Below are 25,697 nucleotides of genomic sequence, written 5' to 3' on the forward strand. Positions count from 1 at the left end.
CACGGTTCGGAATCCGCATTTACATGATTTATGCAAGACTGGAGGTGAAGTTTTTACCTACGAGAATTCAATTTACGGCAGCGGCCTTCGCCGGCCTTCCCTCCGCGTTAAAGAACGTGAATCCGGCTGAGGTAGTCGGATATCATCTTCCCTTCGCCGCTTCGCTCGCAAGAGAGTATCTCCTGCCCGTCCTCGTAGAGGGCAGAGTAAAGGGTTCCCCCGGCGTTGGCGAACCTGTGGAGCGCGGCGCACTTGCCCTCGGCGGCGCGGGAAGCCGGCATGATCGTTCCGACGAACTCATGGGGGCTGTCGTCGCCGAATCCCGCAGACAGCCAGGTCTGGGTTTTATCGGCGCGCATTTCTCGGACATCTTTGAAGTCGCTGCTTTCTTCTGACGTTTCGTAGCCGGCTTCGCCGATCATGGGCCCTCCTCTTCCTATGTGCTGTCGTGATCGATAATACCAGCAATTCGAAACGAATTAATACCTTGAAGATAGCTAATTTGGTACAATCGTGAAAAGACCGGGCCTGAAATGTTGGAGGATCGATGGCGAAGGCTGTGCCCCTGTCCGAGTTCCGCGTGAATTCGGCAAGGATACTCGAAGGGCTCTCCGAAACGAGGGGGTTCGCGTACCTGACCAAGAACGGCTACTCGGTGGCTGTCGTGGCGGACGTGGAGGAGTTCGAGCGCATGTACGGCTACGCCATCGACCATGGCTACAAGGCAGGTCGGGATGAGCAAAGCGAGTGATTTGGGGTACTGGGTCAAGGATCACGGCGGCGTGGTTTTCGCGGCCATCATGGTCGTCGCCCTCGTGGCGATGTTCGTGGCCGCCATCGTTGTATCCTCGCAACAGCCCGAAGCGGAGCCCGAGGACACGGTGAGCGGAGGGTACGTGGGATCCTGGTACCATGTCGAGTACGACAAGGCGTACGTGCTCACCCTTAACGGCGACGGCACGGCGCGCTACTACGACAAGACCCTGGTGCAGCCTTTGATGTTCGGAAAATGGGAGGTAGGCGAGAACATGAAGGTCTCGTTCTTCGAGCCGGAAGGCGAGCAGCCCAACGCGAGCGCCGGCGAGGAGTTCGCGTTCTACACGACGCCTAACGAGGACGGATCCATCCCGTCCTCGCCCGCTACCCTGTCCTACAAGGGATCCTACTCGTCGTCCCAGATATGGCTGTTCTGGCCCAGCAAGGCGGCTGCGGAGGCGGAATGGGCCGAGCGCAACCCGAACAAGGCGGCGGTATCGTGAACGTCGCGGTGATGACGGGGGCTTTGGGGTACAGGGAGTACAACACCACCCTCATGACCATGGACGGGTGGACGGACTCGAGGGGCACGGACAGGCACCCGACCGTGGTTGACGAGAGGGTCAACGTCGGATCCTTCATGTCCGGCGACGACCATCTGTACGCGGACGTCTACTGCCATGACGACGAGGTCGAGAGGATCGGCGCGAACCCCGACCCGAAACCCGAGCGCGAGCCCGAGTTCCTCGTCAGGAAGAAGCTGCTCGACAAGCGGTACCTCGGCGGCCTGCTCTACCTGAAGGTCGGGGAGCTCGTCGTCGTCGACAGGCTGAAGGACGTGCTGCCGATGGAGGCCCCGCAAGGGGGCGGCGAGGTAGAGGACGCCGAGGTCGACCTTTATTGGGACGAGGCCGCCGAGGCCGAGGACGCCGAGGTCTGACGTCCCTACCGCGACGCGCCCCTCCCTTCCTTGGCCGCCACGTTCGCCGCGATGTTCCGGCTCTTCGCGGACTGGTAGGCGGCCTGCTTGGCCCTCGACGCCGCCGCGCTCCTCGAGACGGCCTTCTTGCGCGCCTCTTCGAGGTGCCTTGCGTGGATCTCGGCTGCGAGGCGCGAGCGCTGGCCGCGGGATTCCTGCCCCTGCGGCTTGGGCCTGACCGCCTCGCCGCCCGCCGCCTTGCGGGCCGGCGGCTCCAGGCCCGCGACTGCATATGCCGCGTCCCGCGCGCCGGAGACGCGGCTTAGGTTCCTCGCCGCGTCGAAGTAGGCCGCCTCGGCCGCCCCAATGGAGCGCTCCATCCCCTCGGCCTTGGAAAGGACGTCCGCGACGCTCTCGCCCCTGGACTCGGCGATGCCCTCGAGGGCCCTCTCGGCGATCGTTCCGGCCTGGACCGCGCTTGCGTCCTCGTACGTCCAGGCCGCCTCGCTCTTGCCGCCGACGACGCCGCGCATGGCCTCGACCGCTTCCGCGTATCGTGCGACGTCGCGCGCCCACGATCCTTCGACGAGGGCGTCCTGCAGGGCCGTCTCCCTCGACGACATGATCCGCTCGGCGGCGAGCACCGCGGCGCGCCATCCTTCCGTGCGGTCGATGCCGTTGCTGCGCGCTATGGCGGCGATGCTCTCTATGTTGGCCACGCCGAGCTGGCGGCCCTGCCTCAGCAGCGACTCGGAATACGACAGCACCGCTTCGTCGCCTATGCGCTTGCGCGCGGACGCGAGGTCTATAACGGCTTGGGCGTACATGACGCTCTTTATCTCGCACCGGATCCGGGCGGCGGCCGGATCCTGGTTCCTGGCGGCTTCTTCGAGCTGCAGGTTGAGATGCGAGAGGGTGCGGGAGTACGATTCGCCGTCGACTATCCCGTAGATCTCCTTGACCTTGGCCGCGCGCTCGAGCGACTTGATGTTGTCGAGGTGCTGCCAGCGGGATCCCGCCTCCTCGTGCCATACGAGCCTCTCGGTGCCGAGACGGCACTCGACCTTCCCCCGCCTCCTCACGAGGGAGACGTCGTACGTCGCCGGCGTGGCGTCGACGTCGGGGAGGGATACGGACTCGGACGAGTTCCGCTTGATGGCCTCCCCTACCGCGACGATGCCGAAGTTCAGGCCGAGCTTCTGCTCCTTGGCCTTGCGCCCGTTGGAGTCGCAGTACGTCAGCGTCCCTCTCCTGGTTATGGTCACGCTCACGCCCTTGTCGGCGAGGGCCGCCTTGAACTGGTCCCAGCTGCTGGCCGTCCTGCACGCCTTGGCGACGGCCTTCCTGATGGACTCCTTGTAAGGCACGAACCCCTTGGCGAGCATCGCGCACTCCTCCTTCGTCCTGCAGATGCGCATCGTCTTCAAGGGATCTTCCCTGGCGTCGGACGTCCTCATTTTCGGCAACGGCGCCAGGCTGTACTTCTCGGCGAGCTCCTGCGCGACGTTCGCCTGGCGGGCGAGGTCGTCTTTCGCGAAATGCCATTTCCTGCCCGTCTGCGTGTTGAGCGCGTTGATGCAGATGTGCGCGTGGGGTATTCCCTGCAGGCCCTTCTTCAGGCGCTCGTGGTTGTCGTCGTGGTAGACGATGGCGGCCGTCGCTCCGGGGCCGAACGCCTTCACCACCCACTCCTTCGCGTACGCCCTGAGCGTGTCCAGATCGATGCCGTCCTCGGGGTCTGGCGCGAGCACGTAGTGGCGGTAGGTGACGGCCTTCCCCTCCCTTCCGCCCGTCCTCCTGTCGCATCCGGCGGCACGCCTGAGGTCGTCCATGTACCGAGCCCAGTCGCCCTGCGCGCTCGGAGGGATCCCGACGAAGTCCTCGGCGAGGGCGCGGTCGAACTCCGCGCCGTGCCCGTCGTGGAGGTAGCCGGCTATGCCCTTCGCCGCCACGCGGAGCGTGTCGGCCTCGCTTATCTCGCCCATGCGGCGCTTGCGCCTGTCGTCCTTCGACCCCTTGCGCAGGTAGTCCATGACGCCGGCGCAGCCCGTGTGACCGGTTATGGTCTTGAGCATCGGCATCGCTAGCGCTCCCCCGCTGCCCGGTCGAGCATCAAGGAGGCCTCCATCAGCCGGTCGCTCCATCCCTGCAGGGCCTTGGCCGTGGGCGCTAGCGAGGCTCCGATAGACGCCGCCTCGAGCTCCCACGCCACCGATTTCATCGCCCTCGAGGCTGATTCCAGATCGGCGTCGGCGGCACCTTGGAGGCCGGCGGAGATGAGCTCCCGGACGTAGGAGCCCCGCACCCTTGAGGCGTCGGGCTTCCCCGCCCTGCGCGCGTAGTCGGCGCAGTCGCGGTCGAGCTTCGCGCTCAGGTCGGCCGAGAGCCTGACGTTGAGGTAGCCGCCGTCGAGCGCTTCCTGCTTCTTGTAGCCTTTGGATCGCGGCAACCGGCTTCCTTCCTTCAATGCGTTTCGAGCGCAGCGAGCGAGCGTTAGCGAGGGGCGGCCCGGCCGCCCGTCGGCGCAGCCGACCCGTGCCTGTACGGCCCGGAGGCTTGCCTCCGGCTTACGCGCCGCGGGCGGCGCGTTCCCGGGTTCGGGGCGGAAGCCCCGTGCACGTTGTAACGCAAAATTTATTTTGTGTTACAACGTGCGTCTCTTGCTAACCTCCCTACAGAGTTTAACGTGCTGCGCGGCCTAGCGCAAGCGCGGGTTCGGGCCGATGGGCGCGGGTGGCTTTGCACAGGCTTTCCCATGAAGGGACCCTACGCGGATCCCGTAATGGAGGAAGGGTGTGTGAAGCCACCCGGTGGATGCTCGGGGCGAGCATCCACCGGGCCGAGCGGAGCGCCTTCTGGCGCGACGCGAGGCCGACGTCGCGATTTTCGGGAGCCGGCCTCCTGGCGGCGAAACGGCGGCGCGGTCGTTGCCGCGCCGAGTGTGGGCAGGCGCTCGCGGCTGTCCACACTCGGCGAAGCCGGCATTGCAGGTTGGGGTTTCCTCTTCCTGGTTTCAGGGTCTTTCAACGTCGACAAGGCTTTCCATAATCGAGCGGTCTTTCGATTGTGGAAAGGCGTACTCGCCTGTTCGTGTTCCAGGGTTTCGGATTGGTTGGTTGGCTTAGTTTGGAGGGCGGTCGATCTCGAAGAGCCCCGCTGCTGCGGCCCTTTTGCCCGGCTCTTAGAGAGCCGGGCAAAAGGGCTTCGGGCCCTAGCATATTGGCCGCGCCGTCCGCTCAGAGCGGCCGGCGCGGATACCCTTCTTTCTCGCTTTGGCGTTTAGGGGTTCTTGGTTTTTGGAGCAAGAAAGCGCGCCTTCCCACAATTCGGTCGCCGCAAAGAGCGCGGCGATTTTTTCCACAACGCCGATCCCGGCGCTACGGAATTAATCCCTAGCGGTTCCTTCGCGCATCGGCGTTGTGGAAAAAACCTAATCGGCCGAATTATGGAAAGCCTTGTCGACGTTGAAAGACCCTGAAACCAGGAAGAGAAAAACCCCGCATTGAAGGAGAGGATGGCCGCCCCAAAAATGGGCGTCTAAACGACGGAGGGCCATCGCAGGCCCTCCGATTCCGCCTTTGCCGATCCAGGAAGCTTGCGAGGGCGAAAGGCTATATAGAAAGGTTCTCATTGCCCCCGCCGGAGCAATGAGAACCAACAAGACACCGCAACGTTTTATCGGGATGCGACCGTCTCGTACTTGTCGAGGTATTCAGCCAACGCATCGCGGTATATCTCGGAGGGCTTTACGCCCCTGCTCTTCGCTATGCGGTTCGCTCTCTGCACCTTCTCGCACGGGTAGACAACGGTGACGCGCTTCTTGCCCACTGCGTCGAGGTGGGAACCGCTGTACACCTGTCCGTCCTCGTGTGGGTAGTCTCCGCGCTCATAAGCGGCGGCGCTCTCTTCGATCCATTCGTTGGTCAAACCATACTTGGCCGCAAGTTCATCTACGTTCATTGATTTCACCTCTCCATCCTTAGCTCTCGGAGCGTCTTGGCGCTCGGCGGGATCATCGCGTGGTAGACAAGGAAGCTGTCGATATCCTCATCGTAGACATAAACGAGCTCGATGAATCTTCCTTGCGTATCGAACCCTACACCGACCCACTCGCCGCTCTCGCGGCGCGTGTAGCTCACCATCCCTCGCACGGCATCGTAAACGTCTTGGGGTTTTATCTCCGGATGACGCTGCTCGATTCTCGGGTGTATGTCGATGTGGCTCATTGCCGTCCTTTCTGCATGGTATGAATAATATCATACTATTTACTCTTTTTCCACCCGCCGCCCTTGCTCCAAGGATGCGCCGCTAGTGTCTCGGCCCAGTAGTTCATTTATCAGCAGCCGTTCATCGACGTGGTATTTAGGGAGGGGCATCCACCAGCACCACGCCGGACGATTGTCTTCATCATCACTTGGGCGAGTGCTCTGAACATGCAACAGGATGTTAGGGATCAATTTGTAGCGTCCATGATTAAAACGGGATGTCTTCGTCGTAGACGGATGCTGTAGAATCAGGCGAAAGGGACGACGGGATGGCTGCGAATTCCGCGTTGGCGTCGTAGCCGTCGGTCTTATTACGGCTGGACATGAACTCGAGCTCGTCGACGATCACCTCGATCTTGCTGCGCTTCTGGCCCTCGCGCTCCCACTGGCTCCAACGGAGCTTGCCCTCGATGGACACTTTGGTGCCCTTGCTGAGGTAACGCGAAAGACTTTCGGCGCGCGCGCCGAACATCGTGCAGTCGATGAAGTTCGGATAATCCTCCCACTCGCCCGTCTGCTGGTTCTTGCGACGGTCGTTGACCGCTACGCCGAAGCCGAGCACGGGAAGCCCGCTCGCGGTGGAGCGAAGCTCGGGATCGCGCGTAAGGTTGCCGCTGATGATAACTCGGTTAATGCTCATGGTCTTCTTCTTTCAGATTTGGCTGTCTTACGAGATGCCCGGTCTGTTCTCATAGATGCCGAAGTACCCCCTTCCATTCGTGAATAATAACGCAACAAGAAAGAGTGACGGTTAGTGTCCTTCTAACCGTCACTCTTTCTTGTTGGAAACAGGGGCGCAGGGGGCGTAGCCCCCGCTGAACCGCCGTGACGGCTATGGGATGACGTCGAGCACCGTGCCGAGCACCGTGCGCAGCCCCTCCCCGAACGAGGCCCCGTTCGACGCCGCGGTGAGGATCGCGCTGGCCAGCAGGCTGAGGGCGGCCACGACGACCAGCGCCACGGCACCCCGCCCTACCGTGTACGCTACGGATTGGGCCCTGGCTGCCATCGTCGGCTTGGGCGCGTCGGGGTAGACGTGCCGGACAACCACCTCCCCCGATCCCGTCTGCACGACGTTCCCCCGCGACGCCTTCAGCTGCGCGTCGATGCGCTGCAGATCCGCCTGCCACGCGGCGGCGTCCTCGAGCCTCTTCGCCTTGACGTCGGCGAGTTCCGCCAAAGCCGCGCGGAGCCTTTCTTCCGCGTCCTCGGCCGTACCGGCCTTCGCCTTCGCGGCGGCGAGCGCTGTCTCGAGCTCGCTCGAACGCGCCCGGGCATGCTCAAGATCCTTCGCCAGGGACTCCGAGTCGAGGGCGGCCTCCTTGGCGGCGTTCTCCGCTTGCGCCGCGCGCTTTTCGGCGGCCTGCAGCTCCTCCGACAGCCTGTCCGCGAGCGAAGAGCGGCGCGAGAGCTCCGATTCCGCGTCGTCCAGGAGGCCGGCGAGCCGTTCCCGTTCCTTCAGGACGTTGGCGTACAGATCCCGCTCGTCGGAGATGTTGGAGATCAGCTCGGACATCCCGTTGTCGAGTTGCCGTACCCTCCTCTCCGCTGCCTCCGTCTTGCTGCGCGCGGTGTAGAGCTCGTCGGTAAGCGCGGACACCTTGTCCTGGAGCATGGAGAGCGCTCGGGCTGCTTGCTCGCTTTCGGAGCTTGCCGACACGAGGTCTTGCTCCGCCTTTGCGCGTCTCGCCTCGCTCCGCTCGAGGGCGGCCCTGGCCTCCTCCGCCTCCGTCTCGGCGGCTCCCTTGGCGACGGCGAAGGAGGCGGCGTCGCGCTCGAGCGAGCCCAGCCGGGCGAGCGCCTCGTCTCGCGCCGACGCCGCCTCCTCCAGCTGCGCCTCCGCCTCGGCCCTGGCCGCGGTTTCCACTGCCACGATGCCTTCGAGGCGGGCGCGATCCTCCCCCGCCCGCTCCAGCGCCTCCGTAGCGGCTCTGAGGGCGGCCTCGGATTCTGCGGCTCGCTTCTCCGCCTGCTCGATCTGCCGGTCCGCCTCCCGCCGGCCGGCTTCCGCCTCGTCCCTCGCGGCGGCCGCCGCGGCGAGCTCCGCCTCAAGGGCGTCGGTATGCCGTCTTTGCGCCGCAGCGTCCCTCTCGAGCGCCTCTGCAGCCATCCTCGCTTCGGCGACGATAGCCTCCAGGCGGCCGTCGGAGGGCGCTTGCGGCGCAGGTGCAGGATCCTCCTGCAGCCGAGCGGGTTCCGGTATCGCGGCGGGGGATCCCCCGCCGTCGAGGTACTCCGTGGCGGCGGCCATGTTGTCGGCGCATGCCATCTCGCTACCCGGTTTCGGCTTGGTGCCGGCGGCGAATATGAGCACCTGGCCTACTTGGTAGCTCTCGCCGATGCCGCCGTAGTAGAGGTCGCGGTCGGTGATCGTGGCGAGCACGTGGCCGCGGTATCTGGATGTCTTCACGACGTCACTTCCCGTACTGGCCGAGGGACTCGGGGTACTCGTCCTTATGGGCGGCTATCCACGCATCGAGCGCCTCGCGTATGACCAGCGAGCGGTTCAGCCCGTCTATGCCCTTGAGCCGGTTGAGGGCCTTGTTCTGATCCTCGGTGATCATGAAGCCGTACGTCGTATACGATTGCTCGCCGCTCTCCCTCGAGGAGGCTTGGCTTACCTCGCCGGCGTCGGCCTTCTTCGGCGTTGCGCGCGCGGCCGGTGCCCGGCGCTTGCCCGTTGACGGCTTCTGCCCCTCTTCCCCACCCTTGCGCGGCTTCGAGGGAGAGGGGGCTTCCGCCCGGCTCGGCGTGACGACCTCGGGTTCTGGCGGTGCCGGCTGGGATGCCTCCTTCGCAGCGGCTTCCCTTGCTGCGGCGAATCGGTTCGAGGTTGCCATCAGATGGCTCCTTTCTTTCTAAGATCCTTCACGACCGCTTCCAGTATCGTATGTTCGTTGGATTTGGGATGTTCCAGGTTGATTGGCTTCGACTCGACTTCGGTGTCCTTGTAGGCTACGCGGTACGGGATGACGGTATCAACGAGCAGACCGCCCATGTCTTCGCGCGAGCGGATGTAGTCGAGCATCTCGGGTGCCAGCTTGATGCGCTTGTCGTAGTTGCAGACCACAAGTCCCTTGGTGACGTCGGGGATGCGGAGCTCGGTGCACAATTCCTCGCCCCACAAGTATTGGAACATCTCGACGCCGGTGAGCCCGTTGTCCGACACGTCGGTCACGAGCACTATCGAGTCCGCGGCGAAGAAGGCGTTTTGGTTAACGAGGCCGAGCCCAGGGTTGGTGTCGATGATGATGTAGTCGTACCGGCCGAAGAACTCGCTGTTGTCCTGCAGGTAGTAGCCGAGCAGCCTGATCCGCTCGCCTTTTGCCGCGAGTTCGAATTCCGTTTTGAACAGCAGGATCGAGGACGGCATCACGTCCAGGTTCGGCAGGTCGCGCAACGGGGCGCGGATCACCGCGTCCTCCGGCGGCGTGCCCTGGTTCGTGAGGACGTCGGCAAGGGTGGTCATGTCCGGGTCGGCAATGTCGATCCCCAACCCCTTGGAGGCGTTAGCCTGGGGATCGGCGTCCACGACAAGCACCTTATAGCGCTCTGCGAGGCAGCCGGCGATGTTGTCGACGACCATGGTCTTTCCAGCCCCGCCCTTCATGGCTCCCACCGTGACGACCCATGCGGGGTTCTTCTGGGACGTCGGCGCCTTGGCCTTTGCCATTCCCTGCCTCCTTGATTGATAGAGAACTCAAAAACTTGAATACTAGAGAACACGAGTAAAGTATACATCAAGAAAAAGAGTAGTCAAGAACATGAAAATATGAAAACTTGAAAACACAAGAACTAAAAAACAATAAAATATGAAATTGTAAGAACTAGAAAATTCAAGTAATAGAAAACTTGTTAAAGCGAGGTATAGAGTTCTTGAATACTCGTGTAATTGAGGAAACATCCCACTGGCAACGTTAGTGAAGATCACGAATACTTGAATAATGTAGAACACGAGTACTTGAAAAATTGAAAATGAGAAAATACAAATACTTGAATACTAGAATATACGAATACTTAAATCTCATAATTAAATATGAGACTTCTATACCGAAATGCTAAACATGTAAATGATGCTGCAAATAATATTTCGCAGGTTAGGCCTTGAAAAACAGCCCTGGGGGGGGGGTATCATGGATTAGTGAAAAGCGCATAGAAAGGGTGAACGATGGCGACCCAGGAAAAACCCGTCTCCAACCAACTGCTGAAAACGGCTGCCGCGCTGGCCTCGATCCTGCTCGCGGCATCGCTGGCGTCGCCGCCGGCCGCGGCCCTTGCCGCGGGCGACGGGGACAGGATCGTCAAAACGTTCACTTACATGGAAGCGTCCGGCATGCCGGAAGGGCTCGTGCCATCGTCTATAGAGTTCGGCGGCAATGCCTACAAACTCGAAAAGCAAGGCGAACCCTACGTTGATGAATCGTACGAGCGGCAAACCGCCGAACTCGAGCATGACACGACCGTGGAAGCGGGCGTGCTCGATGTTAGCTACGCCATCGCCAGCATGCCGGCCACGATGGACGCGTCGACGATCGATCCACTCTACGAAGGGGATCTGCCGCTTGACAGCGTCGAGCAGATCCCCGTCTACCAGCTCCGCACCCGTCAGGTTGACCGGCCGGTGGACTATCCCGGGCTGCCCACCAACGACGTCGATGCGACGATACCCGCGTACGCGGACTTCACCGTGACAAGCGGCGATGGCCCCGATACGACGACGACCAAGACCCTGGCCCTCTCTGACGTCGAGTTCGAGGTCACGGCCACCGACGACCTAGGGCTCCCCGTATCGTACACGGCCCATGCCAACTACCGCGGCACCGAGGACTACCTCGAGACGATCGCCTACACCGTCATAGGCCATTACAAGGGGATCGCGACGGAGAAGGACAGGCGCATGGCGCTGGACGTTACCTACTACCACGAGGTTCCCGAGCCTGCACCCGCACCTGAGCCGGAGCCGGAGCAGCCGTTCGATGTGATCCCCTACGTCGTCGGAGCGGGGGCGACAGGTGCCGTGCTCATCGCCGTAGCGGTGGTCTGGAGGCGGCGCGCCCGCATCACCAAGACGTTTGACGACGGCAGCGTGGTGGTGCTCGCGCGGGTCAAGGCTGTGAAAACAGGCGACGGCGCGTGGAGCGTCCGCGTGCCCGACAGGCTGGAACGCGGGCCGAAGGAGCTGCGCCCGACGCAGCGGATGATGAGGTTCCCCTCCATCGCGATAACCCGCGACGGGATGGTTCTGCGGGAGTCGGCTCCCGTGAAGGTCATGCAGTTCGACGACGGGGGTGGGGAGGCGAAGCTGCAAGAAGAATGACGAACTAGGCCCCGATGCCGGGGTGCGCATGGCTCTCCGCCCGGTCTGTCCATGCGCCCCCCGGCATCGGGGCCGCCGATCGGAGGGATACGAACCCTGCGCTAGGCAAACAGACTGGGCATAAGACCGGGCGAAAGGATGTTGGGACATGAGCGAAAACGAAAAGACCGAGAAGCTGGAATATCAAACGGAAGAGAAGATCGAAGGGCTGACCGAGCCGATTGAGGGCGAGAAGGATATCGAGTCCGAGCCTGCGCAAGGGGAAACGGTGGACGGCGGGGGTTCGCCCAAGCGCAAGCGCCGCATCGTCGCAGCGGCCGTCCTCGGCGTTGCCGTGATCGCGCTGTGCATTGCGGGCATCGTGGGCGCTGCAACGCCCTCGGAGGCACCCCAGCCCGAAAAATCCCAGCCGGAGCAAGAGACGGTTGCGCCTAAGAATGACCAGAAGTATTCCCTCGCGGTCAAAATCGAAGCCGAAGGGTGGACTGATACCGCGACTAAGGCGACAGTGCGCGTCGAAGCTGCGGCCCCGCACGGAGAGATGGAACCTATCGAGCGCGAGGTCGAGTGCGGCGAGAATATCGTCCTTGTAGAGGCCGATGAGTTCGTGAAGGACGCCACTTACAAGGTGTCCGTGTCCAAAGCCCCCGTGCTTGAAGACGGATCAACCTACACCGCAGGGGAGCCTTTCGAGCTTAAAGCCCCCTCTGATGCTGCTGCGAGCGCGAGCAACACCGTAAGGTCGCTTGGCCTTGAGTGGGATAACGAGCGCGAAGACGCTATGGTCATGTTCGAGACGGTTTCAGCCGATGAAAAGAAGATAATCGTCAACATCACTCTCGCGCCGAAAGCGCTGGCCGACATGAGTGCCGAAGAGGTCGAGGCGTCGGCAACAGCCCTCGAAGCGGCAGGCAAGTCAGACGCCGCCCAGGCGGCCGTGCAGAGCGCCCCTGCCACATCGGGTAATGCTGTGCAAAGCGGGGGGACCGGAGGTGGATCGACGTCCGGGGGAGGTTCCTCGGAACCTGCTCCCGCTCCTGCTCCCGCTCCTGGGCCCGACCCTGCGCCGGCTCCTGCTCCCGAGCCGGATCCTCCGGCGCATGTCCATAACTGGATTCCCGAAACGACAGAGAAGACTATTTACCACAATTTCTGTGGGATTTGCGGCGCTGATATTCAAGGAAACGAAGCGGGTCATCTGAAAAACCATGCCCTAGCAGGGGAAGGCGTTGGCAACGCCTATCCGTCTCCTGTAGGGACGGAGACTGTGAACACTGGCCGCTACTACTGCTCCTGTGGGGAGTGGAAATAGAAGAATCGAAGGCGAACGAGATGGGAGAGGGCAATGATAGACAACTTGCTGAAAGAAGGAGGAGGCATACTGCGTCGCCTGCCGTCCGCAGCGATGGCTATCATGCTAGCGGTGACGCTGGCGATACCACAGGGATTGGCCTTAGCCGATCCTGCTCCCGTCTCTGAAGATGTTGAAGCCTTCGGGCATGCAAATAGCGAGGCACAGCCGGTAATCTCGGAATCTAACACAAGTACGGAGATGGCAGATAAGGGGGATGGGCTAGAGCAGGAAGTTACCCCTGATCAGGAAACGCAGCCTGATAACCCAAAGGAAGAAAACCCCGTGTCGAAAGAGCCGGATGAAGATTCGGAATCTATAAAAAATGAGGCCTCTGACGTTGAAGAGGAAGCCGAGCAGCCTGTAGATCCGCTTTTGTTGGCCAGTCAGGCTCCACCGGTCATGGGGTCGATCGCGCGTGACCTATCGACCATAAGTGGCACCGCAAGCATGGTGTGTCTCAACCCTGGGCCGACGAACGACCATTACAACCGGTTCGGTATAACCATGCCCGACGGCCAGTATTTGATTGGCCACTGCATGGACTATGGACAAGCGGCGCCAGCCGATGGCACTTATAATTTCACAGGGGTTTGGGATTCTGGAGCTCGTGCTTACAATGTGACGCTTGACACAACCGGGGCAAATAAGAATCCAGGATCTTTAGCGCCTTATCCGTGCCAGCGGGTAGGGAACTTCTACTGGACGCCGAAAGGATCTGTTGAGCTCTACAAGAGCTCAACTAAGCCTGATATGACGAACGGCAACCCGGTTTACAGTCTCTCTGGTGCAAAATACGATGTTTACCGCTCAAACGATGACGGTTATGTACTGACATTGACGACTAATGCATCTGGTTACGCATCGGCCTCCGGCCTGCCTTATGGCAACTACTATTGCGTTGAGTCGCAACCACCAACGGGTTTCTTTAAAGATACTAGCCGACATTACTTCGATGTATCAGGCAATGCTGTTATTAGAGCGTCTGATGTGCCGTACGACGATCCGGTAGGTGCGTTGCTTCATAAGGCAGACCCGTTGACCGGAGGCACCGCTCAAGGGGGTGGAACGCTCGGAGGAGCGGAATTCACCGTAAAATACTATGCGGGTTACTATTCTTCCGATCCAGCTGCACAAGGGATAAGCCCTATGCGCACGTGGGTTATGCGTACGGATTCTGACGGTTTCTGCTATTTTGACTCATCGTATGTGGTATCCGGCGACCCGTTTTATATTGGCGCTGCTGGCACACCGACGTTTCCTTTAGGCACTGTGACCGTCCAGGAAACTAAAGCGCCGGAGGGATACGTGCTGTCCTCTGCGGCGCGTCCGAACGACGTATTCGTGCAGCGCATTACAATGTCGGGTATTGAGGGGAATCCGGCTGAGGTCTGGAATGAGCATCAATTCCTGGACGATTCTATCCGCGGCGGCGTAAAGACGACGAAGCTCGATGGCTACTACCAAAGCGCGACCGCGCAGGGCGATGGAACAATGCAAGGCGCGACCTTCGCCATCAAAAATGCATCAGAGAACCCCGTCGTGGTCGGAGGCGTCACATACGAGCCGGGCAAGGACGTGGCCACCATCACCTCCGGCGCCGACGGCGTGGCGCAGACCGCGAGCGACCTTCTGCCCTACGGCACCTACGAGCTGCGCGAAACCGTCCCGCCGGAGGGCTACCTGCTCTCCGACGAAGTATGGCGCTTCGAGATCCGCGAGGACGGCGTGGTCGTCGAGGCTACCACCGAGCAGTCGATAGACAACCAGGTGATCCGCGGCGGCGTCAAGACGGCGAAGCTCGACCATCAGAGCCAAACGTCCGTACCGCAGGGATCCGCCAGCGTCGAAGGGGCCGTTTTCGCCATCAAGAGCGTTTCCGCTAATCCTGTGCTGGTGGACGGGATCGTATACGAGCCAGGCAAGGACGTGGCCACCATCACCTCCGGCGCCGACGGCGTGGCGCAGACCGCGAGCGACCTTCTGCCCTACGGCACCTACGAGCTGCGCGAAACCGTCCCGCCGGAGGGCTACCTGCTCTCCGACGAAGTATGGCGCTTCGAGATCCGCGAGGACGGCAAGGTTGTGGAGGCGACCACCGAGCAGGCCATCGACGACCAGGTGAAGGCCGCGGAGTGCTTCATCATCAAGGTAGGCACGAAGATAGGCGATGACGTCACCGAGGGCGACAAGGCCGACGCGATACCCTTGCCGGGGGTCGAGTTCAGCATCTACGCCTCCAAGGACTTCGTGGATAACGGCGACGGAACCTACACGGTGCGCGACGGAGCCGCGCCCTATGCCACTATCGTAACCGATGAGAACGGCATAGCGGACACGTCCTACAACCCGCGACCGGACGATCAGCACGGCGCGTTGCCCTACGATGACTACCTGGTGATCGAGACGGGGCCGAAGCCGAATTACGATCCCATAGAGCCGTTCACGTTCTCTGCCCGCGAGGACAAGAAGGTGTACCACTTCTTCGCCAACAACACGTACGTCACTGCGGGCGTCGAGCTCGTCAAGGTGGACGCCGAGTCGGGCTTGCCCGTGCTGGTTGCGGGAACGCAGCTGCAGGTGCTCGATGCGTCTAAGACCCCCATTGTGTGGCACGAGACGTATCCCGAGGCGATCAGCTACGACACTCTCACGGTCGGCGATACGGGCCGCGTGTACCTGCCTCAGAAGCTCAACGCCGGATCCTACTACCTTCGCGAGGTGTCCGCCCCCGAGGGCTACCTGCTCGGCCATGCCGACGTGCCCTTCACGGTGTCAACCACGACGGACTGGGATGATCCGCTTGTGGTCGAGTACGCCAACATGCCCCAGAAGGGCTCTGTAAAGGCGATGAAGGTGGACGCCGAGACGGGCGAGCCCGTACCCGCTGCCGGCATCGAGTTTGACCTCGTCGCCGCGTCTGACATCAAGACCGGCGACGGCGTGGTGCACGTGCCCGCCGGCGAGATCGCCGCGCACATTGTCACGGCCGCCGACGGCACCGCAACGGCCGAAGATCTGTACTTGGGCAGCTACCGCATCGTCGAGACGCTCGCGCCGGAGGGCTACGTGCTCAACGGCGAGCCCGTCGATGTAACGCTCTCATACGCCGGCCAGGAGGTCGAAGCCGCCTACGCCGAGTCCGAGCTCGGCGACGTGCCCCAGAAGGGCATCATCGAGGCCCACAAAGTCGACGCCGAGTCGGGGCTGCCCGTCGCGGTGCCCGGCATCGAATTCCGCGTGACCGCCGCCGCCGACGTGGTGACGCCCGACGGCACCGTGCGCGCCCATGAGGGCGACGTGGTGGCCGAGGTCGTGACCGGGGATGACGGCAAGGCCGAGACGCCGGAGCTGTACCTGGGCCGCTACGAGGTCGAAGAAACGCTCGCGCCCGACGGGTACGTGCTCAACGGCGAGCCCGTCGATGTAACGCTCTCATACGCCGGCCAGGAGGTCGCGGTGACGCGGGCCGGGGCCGTCGTGGAGGACGCGCCCCAGAAGGGCGTCATCGAAATCGTCAAAACCGACGAGGCCGACGGGCGCGCCGTGCCAGGCGCGGTCTACGAGGTGACGGCAGCCGCGGACATCGTGACCCCCGACGGCACGGTGCATGCGAGCTCCGGCGACGTGGTGGCCACCGTCACCACGGGCGATGACGGCAAGGCCGAGACGGATGAGCTGTACCTGGGCGATTACAACGTGCGTGAGACGGCCACGCCCGACGGCTGGGCCATCGACCACGAGACGCACATGGTCGAGCTCTCATACGCTGGCCAAGAGGTAAAGGTGACGCGTACCGTGCTCGAGACGGCCGACGCGCCCACCACGTTCATATTGCTCAAGAAGGCCGAGCTGATCGACGGCGAGCTTGTCGACTATGCAGGCTCGGAGTGGCACGTGTGGGCCGAGGACGCGGCGGGCGAGATAGCGTACGATGCCACGGCCACGACCGGCGAGGACGGCAGCTTCGTCCTCGAGCGCATCCCCCACGGCGACGGGCTCGCCTACTACTGCCAGGAAACCAAGACAGGCGATGACTACATCCTCGACCCGGAGGTTTACGAATTCTCCGTCGACGAGGAGGGCCTGATCGCAGGCGAGCCGGCCTACGTGTTCTTGAACACGAACTACCACAAGCGCATCATCGAGGCCCACAAAGTCGACCAGGACACAGGCGAGCCGGTTGGCAAGACCGGATTCGGGCTGTACCGCTGGATCGGGGAGGGGGAGCCCGACCCGACGTTCGGCGGCCGTCAGGGCTTCCATGGCGTGTTCGCGGATGATCCCGACGGCGAGGTGGACGGGAGCCTGTGGGAGATGGTCGCCGAGGGGACGACCGACGACATGGGCGCCGTCATCTTCGAGGGCCTGGAGTTCGGCTGGTACATGATGGTCGAGGCGGTGCCGAACCCCGATTACGCCGAGTGGTGGGAGTCGGCGGGATCCACCTGGGGACGCTACCTTTTCAAGGCCGACAAGGACAGCGACGTCCGGCAGACGCAGACGTACGGCAACATGGCCATATCGCTCGAATGCAACGTGAGCAAGGCGACCATCGACCGCACGAGCGCGGCGTTCCAGTCGGATGAGCGCGCACCCGTTCGCGTCGACAACGTGGGCAAGGAGCGCTACCGCTACGACGTCGCGTTCGACGCGGGTTCCACCAACGTGAGGGCAGACCAGTACGCGGTCGTCGATCCTTGCGAGTTCGTCAACCTGGGAATCAGGCTCGACACGCTGGTGACGCCTGCAGCCTATGGCGACACCGACGGGTTGGTCAACGTATGGTACCGGACGAACATGACCGATACGTCGGCCGTGTACTCGACCGCCAGCGCGACCGCCGGCAACCCCCCGAACCAGATGGCCGACGGAACCGACCGCATCGGCACGGTCGGGTGGCGCCTTTGGAGGGAGGGCGTCGCCGCCGGCGCCCGCACGCGCCTCGACGTCGACGGGCTCGGCCTCGCCGCCGGCGAATACGTCACGGGAATCATGCTCGAATACGGGTCGGTCGAGGTAGGGTTCCGCACGCTGCAGGACATGAGCTACCTGGTGTACGCAACGGAGCCCCTGGACAACAGCAACGGCGAGGTGGTCATCCCCAACAGCGTGACGAGCCATATCACCCGCAACTGGAGAGACGGGCAGGGGCTGTACGACGACGCGCATGACAACGTGATCACGCGGGTCATCGACACCTTCGGCTTCGCATCCTCCTATCACGGGTTCTCGACGGGCACGGCAGGCAACGGTGGCGCGCTCACCGCGACGGGCGACCGCGTCCCGGCCCTGGAGGGCGTGGCCATGCTCCTCGCCGCGGTGGCCGCCGTCCTGCTGGGCATCTGGGCCACGAGGCGCGAAGAAGGGGAGGGGGCATGAGGAGGGCCCTGGCCGAGCATGCAGAGGACATGCTCCGCTACATGCTGGACAACTCCGACGACGTGCGGAGGATCGTCGTCGGCCGGAAGAAGCTCGTGAGGGACCTGCAGATGAACCCGACAACGGTGTCCGTCGTCCTCGGCTACCTCAAAGAGCTCGGCCTGGTCGAGGTGAACGGCCGCTATGCGGAGAACGGCGCGCAGTTGGAGAACGGGTACACGGTGACCGAGGCAGGATGCGAGTTCGTCGCCGAATCCCCCAAGGCTAGGAGGTAGCGAATGGCATCGGAGGAAGAGGTCGTACGGTTCATCTTCAACGGTGCGAACGAGATGGCCGAGCTGATGTACCAGCTCATCAAGTGGGCCCTCGAGCGCCGCGAGAAGGGGAGGGACGACGGCCGGCGCGACCCCTCGAAGATCAGCGGCCGCATAGCCCCGGAGGACGCGGCGAGCTTCGCCGCCGACCTCGCCGCGGCGGGCATAGGGGCCGAGTACGTGGCGCAGGCCGACGGCGGCCTCGTCTACTCGTGCGACGCCAAGCACTTCGAGACGCTCAAGGCGCTCACCAAGGGCTACGCCGCGAAGTACGACGCCATGCACCCGGAATCCGTTGACAACGTCTACTACGAGACGCTGCGGGACTGGCGCGGCTGCTCGCTCAACGAGTGCTTCGAGGTGGCGTCCACCGTGGAGGTGGCCGCCGTGAACAAGATGCGCGCCGACCTCGCAGCCATGGGGGTCTACTTCGAGGTGGCCCGCCGCCCGGAGAACCTCGGCTACGTCGTCAAGTTCAACGCGAAGGACGCGAGCATGGTGGAGCGCGCCCTGTGCGAGCTCGACCAGGCGTACGGGCATCCCCAGAGCGCCCAGGACGTCGCGCGCGCCGTCGCGGGCTACCTCCCGTCTCCCGCCGAGGGCGTATGGAAACGGGAGGGAGCCCGCTCGACGCTCGAGGCGAGGAACGCCGGCCAGGACGAGGTGCTGGCCGCCGCCCACGTGTACCCGGAGAACGGGGGATGGCACGTTTACGGCGAGGCGGCGGGGGAGCGCTTCGGCGACGGCGTCTACGGCACCGAGCGCGAGGCCGTGCAGGCGGGCGAGCTGCTCGTGGAGCAGAGGGCCGCCGAGCTCGGCTCGAACGTCGAGATCCCGCGCCAGGGAGCTGCCGCGCGCGACCTCGACGGGCGCAAGGCGGGCGACTACACGCTGACCATGACCACGGTCGAGTGGGACCGGGCCGCGAACATCATGGGAGGCCCAATGGAGGAGGACGGCATCCCCTTCTCCCTGTCCTTCGACGAGGCGGCGGAAACCGCTTCGCTCACCTTCGCGTCCGAGCACGCCGCCGGCGTCAAGGCCATCGCAGACCGCTATATCAAATCGTCGAAGGAGAACCTCAAGGACTTCACCACTGCGCGCTTCGAGGATTGGGACGAGTTCTGCGAAGTCGCCGAGACGGGGATGGTGAGGGACGACGCCCTGCAGGCGATCAGGGCGGAGTGGATCGACGTCGGCGATGGCAGGTACAGCCTGGAGGCGTACGCGAACGCATGGGACGCCGAAGCCGTCGTCGGCGTGTCGGTGTACGCCAAGGCCGTCGTGGAATCCGACCCGTCCCTCGAGGGATGGGAGGTATGGGGGAACGCCGACGGGCCCAATTTCGGCGAGCGCGGATTCGATGACCTCGCAGAGGCCATGGAGTACGCGGAGTCCCTGGCGGCGGGGGAGCTCGCCGAGAGGGGCTACGAGGTCGCCGTGGGATCGCGTCCCGAAGCGCCCGCACAGGAGCGCGGCGAAGCCGCTCCCGAGCTCGACGCCCCAGCACGCCAGGAGCGAACCGTGGAGCAGGCGGACTACGTCGTCGAGCCGCGCGACGTCGGCCCGTCGGAAACGGTAGAGACGGTGGTCGCCGCCACCAAGTCGGCGGAAGTGGCCGACGATGCGGGCGAGGCGCACATCGGAAGCTCCTTGGAGGAGATGACGAACCCTGACGGGCTCGATCTGCCGAGCATCGAGCGGTTCGGCTCCGCCGAAAAGCTGGACGGCGCGAAGATCGGCGACGTCCTGCAGGCATGCTCCAAAGACGTGAAGATGATCAAGGCGCAGCTCGAGGCCAAGCGCCAGCAAGGCGTGGAACGCGGGGCGAAGGCGGCCGTGCAATCTAAGGGCGCGGCGCGCTGATGGCCAAGAACGGGAAAAACGGGGTGCCCGTCGCAACGACGGCGCGCAAGCGGGAGGCGAGCCAGGGGTTCATCGCCCTCATGGCCGGCATCTCCTTGGTCGCGTTCGTTGCGGTCAACCATGTGGCGGGCTACGTCATCCCCGTCGCCTCGTCGCGCGGGCCCGCGGCGGCGCTCACGAGCATCCCGGTAGCCCTGCTCGACTTCGCGCGGAGCCCTTGGGCGCTGAGCCTCGACCCGGCCGCCGTGGCCGTCGGGCTCGCGGGGCCGGCGGCCGTCGTTCTCGTGTACCTGCTCGGCGGCAAGAAGGCCGACAAGCCGACCATGGCGGGCATGGAGCACGGCACCGCGCGCTGGGGCGAGGAGGACGAGAAGGACAGGCACGCCGACACGGATAACCCGCTGAACAACATACCGCTCGCCCAGGGCGTCGAGCTCTGCCTCGACCCCGATGCGATAGGGACGCGCCGGAAGGGCTTCGTGGAGATCAACCGCAACGTGATGTGCTTCGGCCCGCCAGGCACGGGCAAGACGTTCTATCTGTTCGTCCCCGCGCTCCTGCGGTTCTGGCGGCCCACCGACCCGTCGAGCATCACGAGCGACACGAAGGGCACGACCGTGAAGCGGATGCTGCCGTACCTCATGAGGCACGACCGCGTGGTGAAGGTTCTCAACACCAAGGATCCGTCCAACAGCCACGGCTACAACCCGCTCAAGTACACGCGCAACGATTTGGAGGTGCTCATCGCCGTCGACACCATCATGGGCAACACCACAGGACGCAAGCCCGATGAGGGCGTCGACGGGGACTTCTGGGAGAAATCCGAGAAATCGGTGTTCGTGTCCATCATCGGAGGCTTGCGCGAGCTGAAGGAGATAGCTCCGGGGCTCGACGTCGAGGTGAACATACCGACGATGGCGGACATCCTGCTCACCGCCGAGGCTTCGAGCGACGACGAGGATCCGAACACGCCCACGACCATCGACCGTTTCTTCGCGCTGATCGAGCATCTGAAGCCGGACAGCTACGCCTGCCGCACCTACAAAGGCCTGAAGCTGGCCGGCAAGGGCCGGACGATGAACTCCATCCTGGTGTCGTGCGCGGTCAGGCTCATGCCCTTCAACCTCCCCGTCATCCGCGAGCTCATGTGGCGCGACGAGATGGAGATCGACCGCATACCCTTCGAGGGCACCAACTTGTTTGTCGTGGCCGACGATGCTGGCGGCCAGCTCGACTTCGTCTTGGCCATGTTCTACCAGCAGACGTTCCGCACCCTCTACAACATCGCCGACAACCTGCCGGGGGAGAGGTTCCCGGTCCCGGTCGTGTCGTTCATCGACGAGATGTTGAACATGGGCAACATACCCTACAAGGAGAGGATCCTCATGACCGCCCGCTCCAGGAACATGCCGATAGTGATGGGCCTCCAGAGCATGGATCTCGCGAAGGAGAAATGGGGCGAGAACATCTTGGGCGCGATCCTCGACGCCTGCGACACGATCGTCTACATGGGCGGCGGCCGCTCGAAGGAGAGCCGCGCGTACATCTCGGAGTCCCTGGGTACCCAGACGGTCTACGAGCACACGGTGAGCGAGACGGTGAGCGCCCGGATCATGGGCAGCAACGATTCCGCTCAGTCGTCGTACCAGTCGCTCGGCCGCCCGCTGCTCGACGAGGCCGAGGTCGACAAGATACCGCGGGAGCAGTGCATCGTCCACTTCTCGGGCGCCGCGCCCCTCATGGTGGGCAAGTACCGCACGCAGGACACGGACGAGTACAAGGACTCGCCCTTCGCGCCCGACCGAAGGGGCGAGGCCGTCACAGGGCCCTTCCCTTTGCAGGAGATGAGGGAGCACAACGCGAGGGTGCGGGCATCCCTTGCCGCTTGACGACATGGAAAGGCCCCGGTCCGTCTCCCACGGTCCGGGGCCGAGAAGCGATCACGGCCGCAACGAGGCGGCTTTGACCAAGGAAATGATATTCGAAAGGAACGGGACATGAAAGACCAAACATCGAAAACGGCCAAGAACAGGGCATCTGCGCTTGGGAAGGCGAAGGCGGCGGCGCTGTCGCTCTTCGGGGCCGGCGCCGTGTGCCTCGCGAGCGCGAGGCCCGCTTACGCCGTGGACGTCAACGGGCCAAGCTTCAACTACATGATCACCCAATACGTGGGGCCCGGCATGACGGTCATGGGCTTCGCGATCTTGGTGGTAGGGGGTTACAACTACTTCAACTACAAGGACGAGGAGGGGCCGAAGGCCAAGGCGGGCTTGGCCGGGATGGTTGGCGGCGGCATCATGGCGGCCATAGGCGGCGGCGCCGTCCTCATGCTCTCCATGAGCTGAGGCCGCAATGTCCTTCACCGTCCCCTACCACCTCGACCCGCTCGACTACGAGCGGAAGGCATTCGGGCCTTTCACGTCTCGCGAGCTCAAGTACGGCGGCATCGGCATCGTCCTCGCCGCAGTTGTCGGCGGCGCGCTCTGGTTCGCCCCTTTGAGCGTGCCCGAGCTCTTCCGCGTGATGCCCGCCATCGCGGTGGCGTTCCCCTTCTTTTACGTGGCCAACACCAAGGCCCCGCCCGGCTACGAGTCGCCGGAGGAGTACATGAGGGAGCGGCTCGCATCCGCGTTGAGCGGGGAGGACGTATACGTGTACGGCTGCGACGACGAGGACGAGTACGAGGTGATGGAAGATCCGCCGGCGAAGTCGCCCAGGGAGAGGAAGGAGTCTGCCAAGCATGAGAAGAAAGAGCGAGAGTACGTCCGCGGCAAAGCGCGAAGCGCACGATAGGGCGGATGCTGCCATGCCGGACGTCGCGGGCCTGACGGTGAAGCAGGCCGAGATGGCGCTCGCCGAGGCGCGCAACCGGGAGCGAGAGCGCCGCGAGTACGAGCGGCGCAAGGCGAAGGGCAAGCCCCTGTCGAAGATCACCCAGGATGCGATCCGCTACGAGAAGTGCTTCGAGAGCGGCGTCGTGAAGGTCGAGAAAGGGCTCTACTCGATAACATGCGACGTGGACAACATGGACTACCGCAACCTCGGCGAGAGCGAGAAGGAGGCGCTGTACGTCCGGCTCCTGCGGGTCTACAACCTGTTCGAGCCGACGACGCACCTGCAGTGGTCGGTCATCGTGCGCGTCGTCGGCCGCCGGTCGATCCTCGACGAGGTGCTCATATCCCACCAGCCGGACGGGCTCGACCGCCTGCGCGACGAGGTCAACGAGGTGCTCACCGACCGCGCGTCGAAGGGCAAGACGGACATAGAGACGCGCCTGCTGCTCACGATCTGCACCAAGGCCGACAACGAGGCCGAGGCCCAGAGCATCCTCGACGGCCTGGTCAAGGACATACGCCCCGACTTCGAGTCGATGGGATCCGGCCTGACGGTGCTGAGCGGCGCGGAATGGCTCGAGATAGTGGCCGGCGTGTTCTGGCCCTCCGACGTCCTCGTGTTCGACTGGGCAACGCTCGTCGACACCAAGACCGGCAAGGCCACGGGGCTCACCACCAAGGACGCCGTGGCCCCGATGTCCCTCGCGTTCGAGCCGCGCATCCTCAAGCCGCGCCCGAACGGCACCACCTCGGTCGTCAAGGACAGCGGGATCTACCGCTGCAACGATTTCTACGCCTCGACGCTGCTGCTGCGCAAGTCGCCCGGCATGATAGACGACAGGATGGTGAGCGTCATCACCTCGACGCCCATGGACATGATGTTCACCATCCACATGCAGCCCACGTCGGCCGAGAGCTCGCGCAAGGCGACCGACGCCTACATCGCCGCCGTCGAGGGCGACACGCACGACCGTGCCAAGGAGGCGCGTCGCGAGAACATGCCGGCGGGCGTCTACATGACCTCCAAGCACGTCGACCGCGCCCAGGACGCGGAGGAGCTCAAGAAAGAGGTGCAGTTCGGAGGCCACAAGCTCTTCTACACGACCATGAGCGCGCATGTGCGCGCCGAGACGCCCGACGACCTCAAGCTCGAGCAGATACCCAAGCTGCAGCGGGCCTGCGGGAGGTGGGGCGTGAGCGCGACGCCGCTGTCGGGGCGCGAGCGGCAGAAGGACGCCATGAACGCGACCCTTCCCATAGGCAAGAACTTCATCAACGCCCCGTCCACGATGACGACCGCCAACGTCGGCGCGCTCATCCCGTTCACGTCGCGCCGCTACCAGGATCCGGGCGGTATCTACTGGGGGGTCGACGCGGAGTCGGAGGACTTCATCATGCTCGACCGGACGGCGCTCGGCGCGCCGCACCAGATGGTGTTCGGGATCACGGGCTCGGGCAAGTCGTTCGGCCTGTGCCGGGAGAACCTGCAGATCCTGCTTCGACGCCCCCGTGCGAAGGTCTACATCGCGTCCCCCGGGCTCGCATACAAGCCGTTCGTTCAGCTCCTCGGCGGTAAATGGTTCGAGGTCGGCGCCGGCTCGAAGGACTACTTCAATGTCATGTCCATCAACATCGACCAGGTGGAGGACGTAGAGCAGGCCATCGCGGACAAGGCGGAGTACCTCATGGGCCAGGTGGAGTGCATGCTCTACAAGGGCGCGGTCATGGACGGCAAGGACACACGGGCTGCGAAGGAGGCGACGCTGCTCTATTCTTGCATCCAGGATTGCATACCGAAGGTCTACGGCCGCTACCTCGACACGCACCGGGCCGAGGACGTCCCCGTGCTCGCGCAGCTCGCCGATGAGCTGGGCGACATGAAAGTCCCCGTCGCGCGCGACGCCGCCCAGGCGCTCAGCCTCTTCACGACCACTACGGCAGTCGGCGGTCAGTTCAGCCAGCGCGACGGATCTCCCTTCGACGACGATGATTGCAGGCTGTTCGGCGTCGGGTTCCGCAACGCCGGCGACATCATCAAGGCCCCCGCATTGTTCGCCTTCACGGACATGTTCTGGAGGCAAGCCGTAATGAACAAGGTGAAGGGCTATGAAACGTGGGTGCTGTTCGACGAGTTCCAGACCTTCATGGACTGGCCGATCGCCGCGCAATATTTCTTGAAGGCGTGGATGGAAGGCCGCAAGTACGACCTGTACCAGACGGGCGCCACCCAGAACGTCTTGGCAGTGCTCGAGAACGCCAAGGCGTCCCGCGCCCTGGACAACTCCGGCGTCGTCACCATGTACAACATGGCCCACGACGACGCGAGGGAGCTCGCCGAGCGGCTTCACATGTCCGAGCGGCAGATGCGCTACACGGTCAACCCGCCCGAGGGCCACGGCGTCTTGTCGGTCATGGGGTCGGTCATGCCGTTCAAAGACTCTTGGCCCAAGGGCACCGAGACGTACAAGGTGTTCACTTCCAAACCCAAGGAAACCAAAGGGCGAGCGATGTAGGCCATGTACGTCAACATCGGACATAGCGAGGACGTCATCGCCGCCTGGCAGGACGACGCCAGGCCGGAGGACTCCGCGACGTTTGCGGGCGACGCGCCGCAGAGCAACGCGCGCAGCGCCGATGCGGCGGCGCTCGAGACATCGGGCATCAGCTTCGCGGCCGGCCCGGCCGCGCCGGCC

At 63.6% G+C, this 25,697-nt stretch carries 21 protein-coding genes and 1 pseudogene; 13 read left to right on the forward strand and 9 right to left on the reverse strand.

The genetic code is table 11. The features are described from left to right. Positions 1–107 precede the first annotated feature (107 nt). On the reverse strand, positions 108–422 hold the full coding sequence (locus GT613_RS14535) for a hypothetical protein (protein ID WP_015539654.1): 315 nt from the start codon (positions 420–422) through the stop codon (positions 108–110). Positions 423–547: 125 nt separating this feature from the next. Between GT613_RS14535 and GT613_RS14540 the strand changes: the two genes are divergently transcribed. From GT613_RS14540 to GT613_RS14550, 3 genes are read left to right on the forward strand one after another with little or no spacing between them, the layout of a single operon-like run. Next, positions 548–751 (forward strand): type II toxin-antitoxin system Phd/YefM family antitoxin, encoded by a 204-nt coding sequence (locus tag GT613_RS14540; protein ID WP_009307274.1) that lies wholly within the window; start codon positions 548–550, stop codon positions 749–751. Continuing rightward, positions 735–1,259 carry a hypothetical protein gene (locus GT613_RS14545; RefSeq protein ID WP_021409101.1) on the forward strand — a complete coding sequence of 175 codons (525 nt, stop codon included), beginning with the start codon at positions 735–737 and terminating at the stop codon, positions 1,257–1,259. The genes GT613_RS14540 and GT613_RS14545 overlap by 17 nt, the downstream gene beginning before the upstream one ends. Further along, positions 1,220–1,696, forward strand: a complete 477-nt coding sequence (locus tag GT613_RS14550; protein WP_154270461.1) for a hypothetical protein — start codon at positions 1,220–1,222, stop codon at positions 1,694–1,696. Before GT613_RS14545 ends, GT613_RS14550 begins: the two co-directional genes overlap by 40 nt. A gap of 5 nt (positions 1,697–1,701) precedes the next feature. Here the strand turns inward: GT613_RS14550 and GT613_RS14555 are convergent, their stop codons facing one another. The 8 genes from GT613_RS14555 to GT613_RS14590 all read right to left on the reverse strand — a co-directional run bounded on the left by GT613_RS14555 (position 1,702) and on the right by GT613_RS14590 (position 9,613). After that, positions 1,702–3,756 (reverse strand): relaxase/mobilization nuclease domain-containing protein, encoded by a 2,055-nt coding sequence (locus GT613_RS14555; RefSeq protein WP_035586674.1) that lies wholly within the window; start codon positions 3,754–3,756, stop codon positions 1,702–1,704. 2 nt (positions 3,757–3,758) lie between these two features. Beyond that, a complete protein-coding gene (locus tag GT613_RS14560) occupies positions 3,759–4,124 on the reverse strand; it encodes a hypothetical protein (protein WP_021409100.1) in 366 nt (121 codons plus the stop codon). 1,226 nt (positions 4,125–5,350) lie between these two features. After that, positions 5,351–5,635, reverse strand: a complete 285-nt coding sequence (locus GT613_RS14565; protein ID WP_015539653.1) for a CopG family transcriptional regulator — start codon at positions 5,633–5,635, stop codon at positions 5,351–5,353. 5 nt (positions 5,636–5,640) lie between these two features. Beyond that, a complete protein-coding gene (locus tag GT613_RS14570; protein WP_015539652.1) occupies positions 5,641–5,901 on the reverse strand; it encodes a hypothetical protein in 261 nt (86 codons plus the stop codon). A gap of 247 nt (positions 5,902–6,148) precedes the next feature. Continuing rightward, positions 6,149–6,580 carry a single-stranded DNA-binding protein gene (locus GT613_RS14575; RefSeq protein WP_015539651.1) on the reverse strand — a complete coding sequence of 144 codons (432 nt, stop codon included), beginning with the start codon at positions 6,578–6,580 and terminating at the stop codon, positions 6,149–6,151. Between the two features lie 192 nt (positions 6,581–6,772). After that, positions 6,773–8,350, reverse strand: coding sequence for a hypothetical protein (locus GT613_RS14580; RefSeq protein WP_021409104.1), 1,578 nt, complete (start codon positions 8,348–8,350; stop codon positions 6,773–6,775). A 4-nt stretch (positions 8,351–8,354) separates the two neighbouring features. Continuing rightward, positions 8,355–8,780 (reverse strand): hypothetical protein, encoded by a 426-nt coding sequence (locus GT613_RS14585; protein ID WP_015539649.1) that lies wholly within the window; start codon positions 8,778–8,780, stop codon positions 8,355–8,357. Continuing rightward, positions 8,780–9,613, reverse strand: a complete 834-nt coding sequence (locus GT613_RS14590; protein ID WP_015539648.1) for a ParA family protein — start codon at positions 9,611–9,613, stop codon at positions 8,780–8,782. Before GT613_RS14590 ends, GT613_RS14585 begins: the two co-directional genes overlap by 1 nt. Before the next feature lie 495 nt (positions 9,614–10,108). Between GT613_RS14590 and GT613_RS14595 the strand changes: the two genes are divergently transcribed. From GT613_RS14595 to GT613_RS14635, 10 genes and pseudogenes are all read left to right on the forward strand, one after another. After that, positions 10,109–11,257 carry a hypothetical protein gene (locus tag GT613_RS14595; RefSeq protein WP_015539647.1) on the forward strand — a complete coding sequence of 383 codons (1,149 nt, stop codon included), beginning with the start codon at positions 10,109–10,111 and terminating at the stop codon, positions 11,255–11,257. A gap of 148 nt (positions 11,258–11,405) precedes the next feature. Next, a complete protein-coding gene (locus GT613_RS14600) occupies positions 11,406–12,569 on the forward strand; it encodes a hypothetical protein (RefSeq protein ID WP_015539646.1) in 1,164 nt (387 codons plus the stop codon). 792 nt (positions 12,570–13,361) lie between these two features. After that, positions 13,362–13,565: pseudogene (locus GT613_RS15595) on the forward strand (prealbumin-like fold domain-containing protein); the annotation flags it as partial. 387 nt (positions 13,566–13,952) lie between these two features. Continuing rightward, positions 13,953–17,990 (forward strand): SpaA isopeptide-forming pilin-related protein, encoded by a 4,038-nt coding sequence (locus GT613_RS14605; RefSeq protein WP_370516134.1) that lies wholly within the window; start codon positions 13,953–13,955, stop codon positions 17,988–17,990. Next, a complete protein-coding gene (locus tag GT613_RS14610; RefSeq protein WP_009307248.1) occupies positions 17,987–18,265 on the forward strand; it encodes a protein kinase in 279 nt (92 codons plus the stop codon). Before GT613_RS14605 ends, GT613_RS14610 begins: the two co-directional genes overlap by 4 nt. Before the next feature lie 3 nt (positions 18,266–18,268). Next, positions 18,269–20,170, forward strand: coding sequence for a hypothetical protein (locus GT613_RS14615; protein ID WP_015539644.1), 1,902 nt, complete (start codon positions 18,269–18,271; stop codon positions 20,168–20,170). Beyond that, positions 20,170–22,059: a VirD4-like conjugal transfer protein, CD1115 family gene (locus tag GT613_RS14620; protein ID WP_015539643.1), complete on the forward strand. Its 1,890-nt coding sequence runs from the start codon at positions 20,170–20,172 to the stop codon at positions 22,057–22,059. Before GT613_RS14615 ends, GT613_RS14620 begins: the two co-directional genes overlap by 1 nt. A gap of 108 nt (positions 22,060–22,167) precedes the next feature. Further along, positions 22,168–22,515 carry a hypothetical protein gene (locus GT613_RS14625; RefSeq protein WP_015539642.1) on the forward strand — a complete coding sequence of 116 codons (348 nt, stop codon included), beginning with the start codon at positions 22,168–22,170 and terminating at the stop codon, positions 22,513–22,515. Positions 22,516–22,522: 7 nt separating this feature from the next. Further along, the gene (locus GT613_RS14630; protein ID WP_015539641.1) at positions 22,523–22,963 is read left to right on the forward strand and encodes a PrgI family protein; all 441 of its coding nucleotides are present in this window, start codon (positions 22,523–22,525) and stop codon (positions 22,961–22,963) included. A 13-nt stretch (positions 22,964–22,976) separates the two neighbouring features. Next, complete coding sequence (locus tag GT613_RS14635) at positions 22,977–25,517, forward strand: VirB4-like conjugal transfer ATPase, CD1110 family (protein ID WP_015539640.1); 2,541 nt, start codon at positions 22,977–22,979, stop codon at positions 25,515–25,517. Positions 25,518–25,697: the final 180 nt, after the last annotated feature.

It is taken from the genome of Eggerthella sp. BIOML-A4 (assembly GCF_009875575.1).
Taxonomy (GTDB): Bacteria; Actinomycetota; Coriobacteriia; order Coriobacteriales; family Eggerthellaceae; genus Eggerthella; species Eggerthella lenta.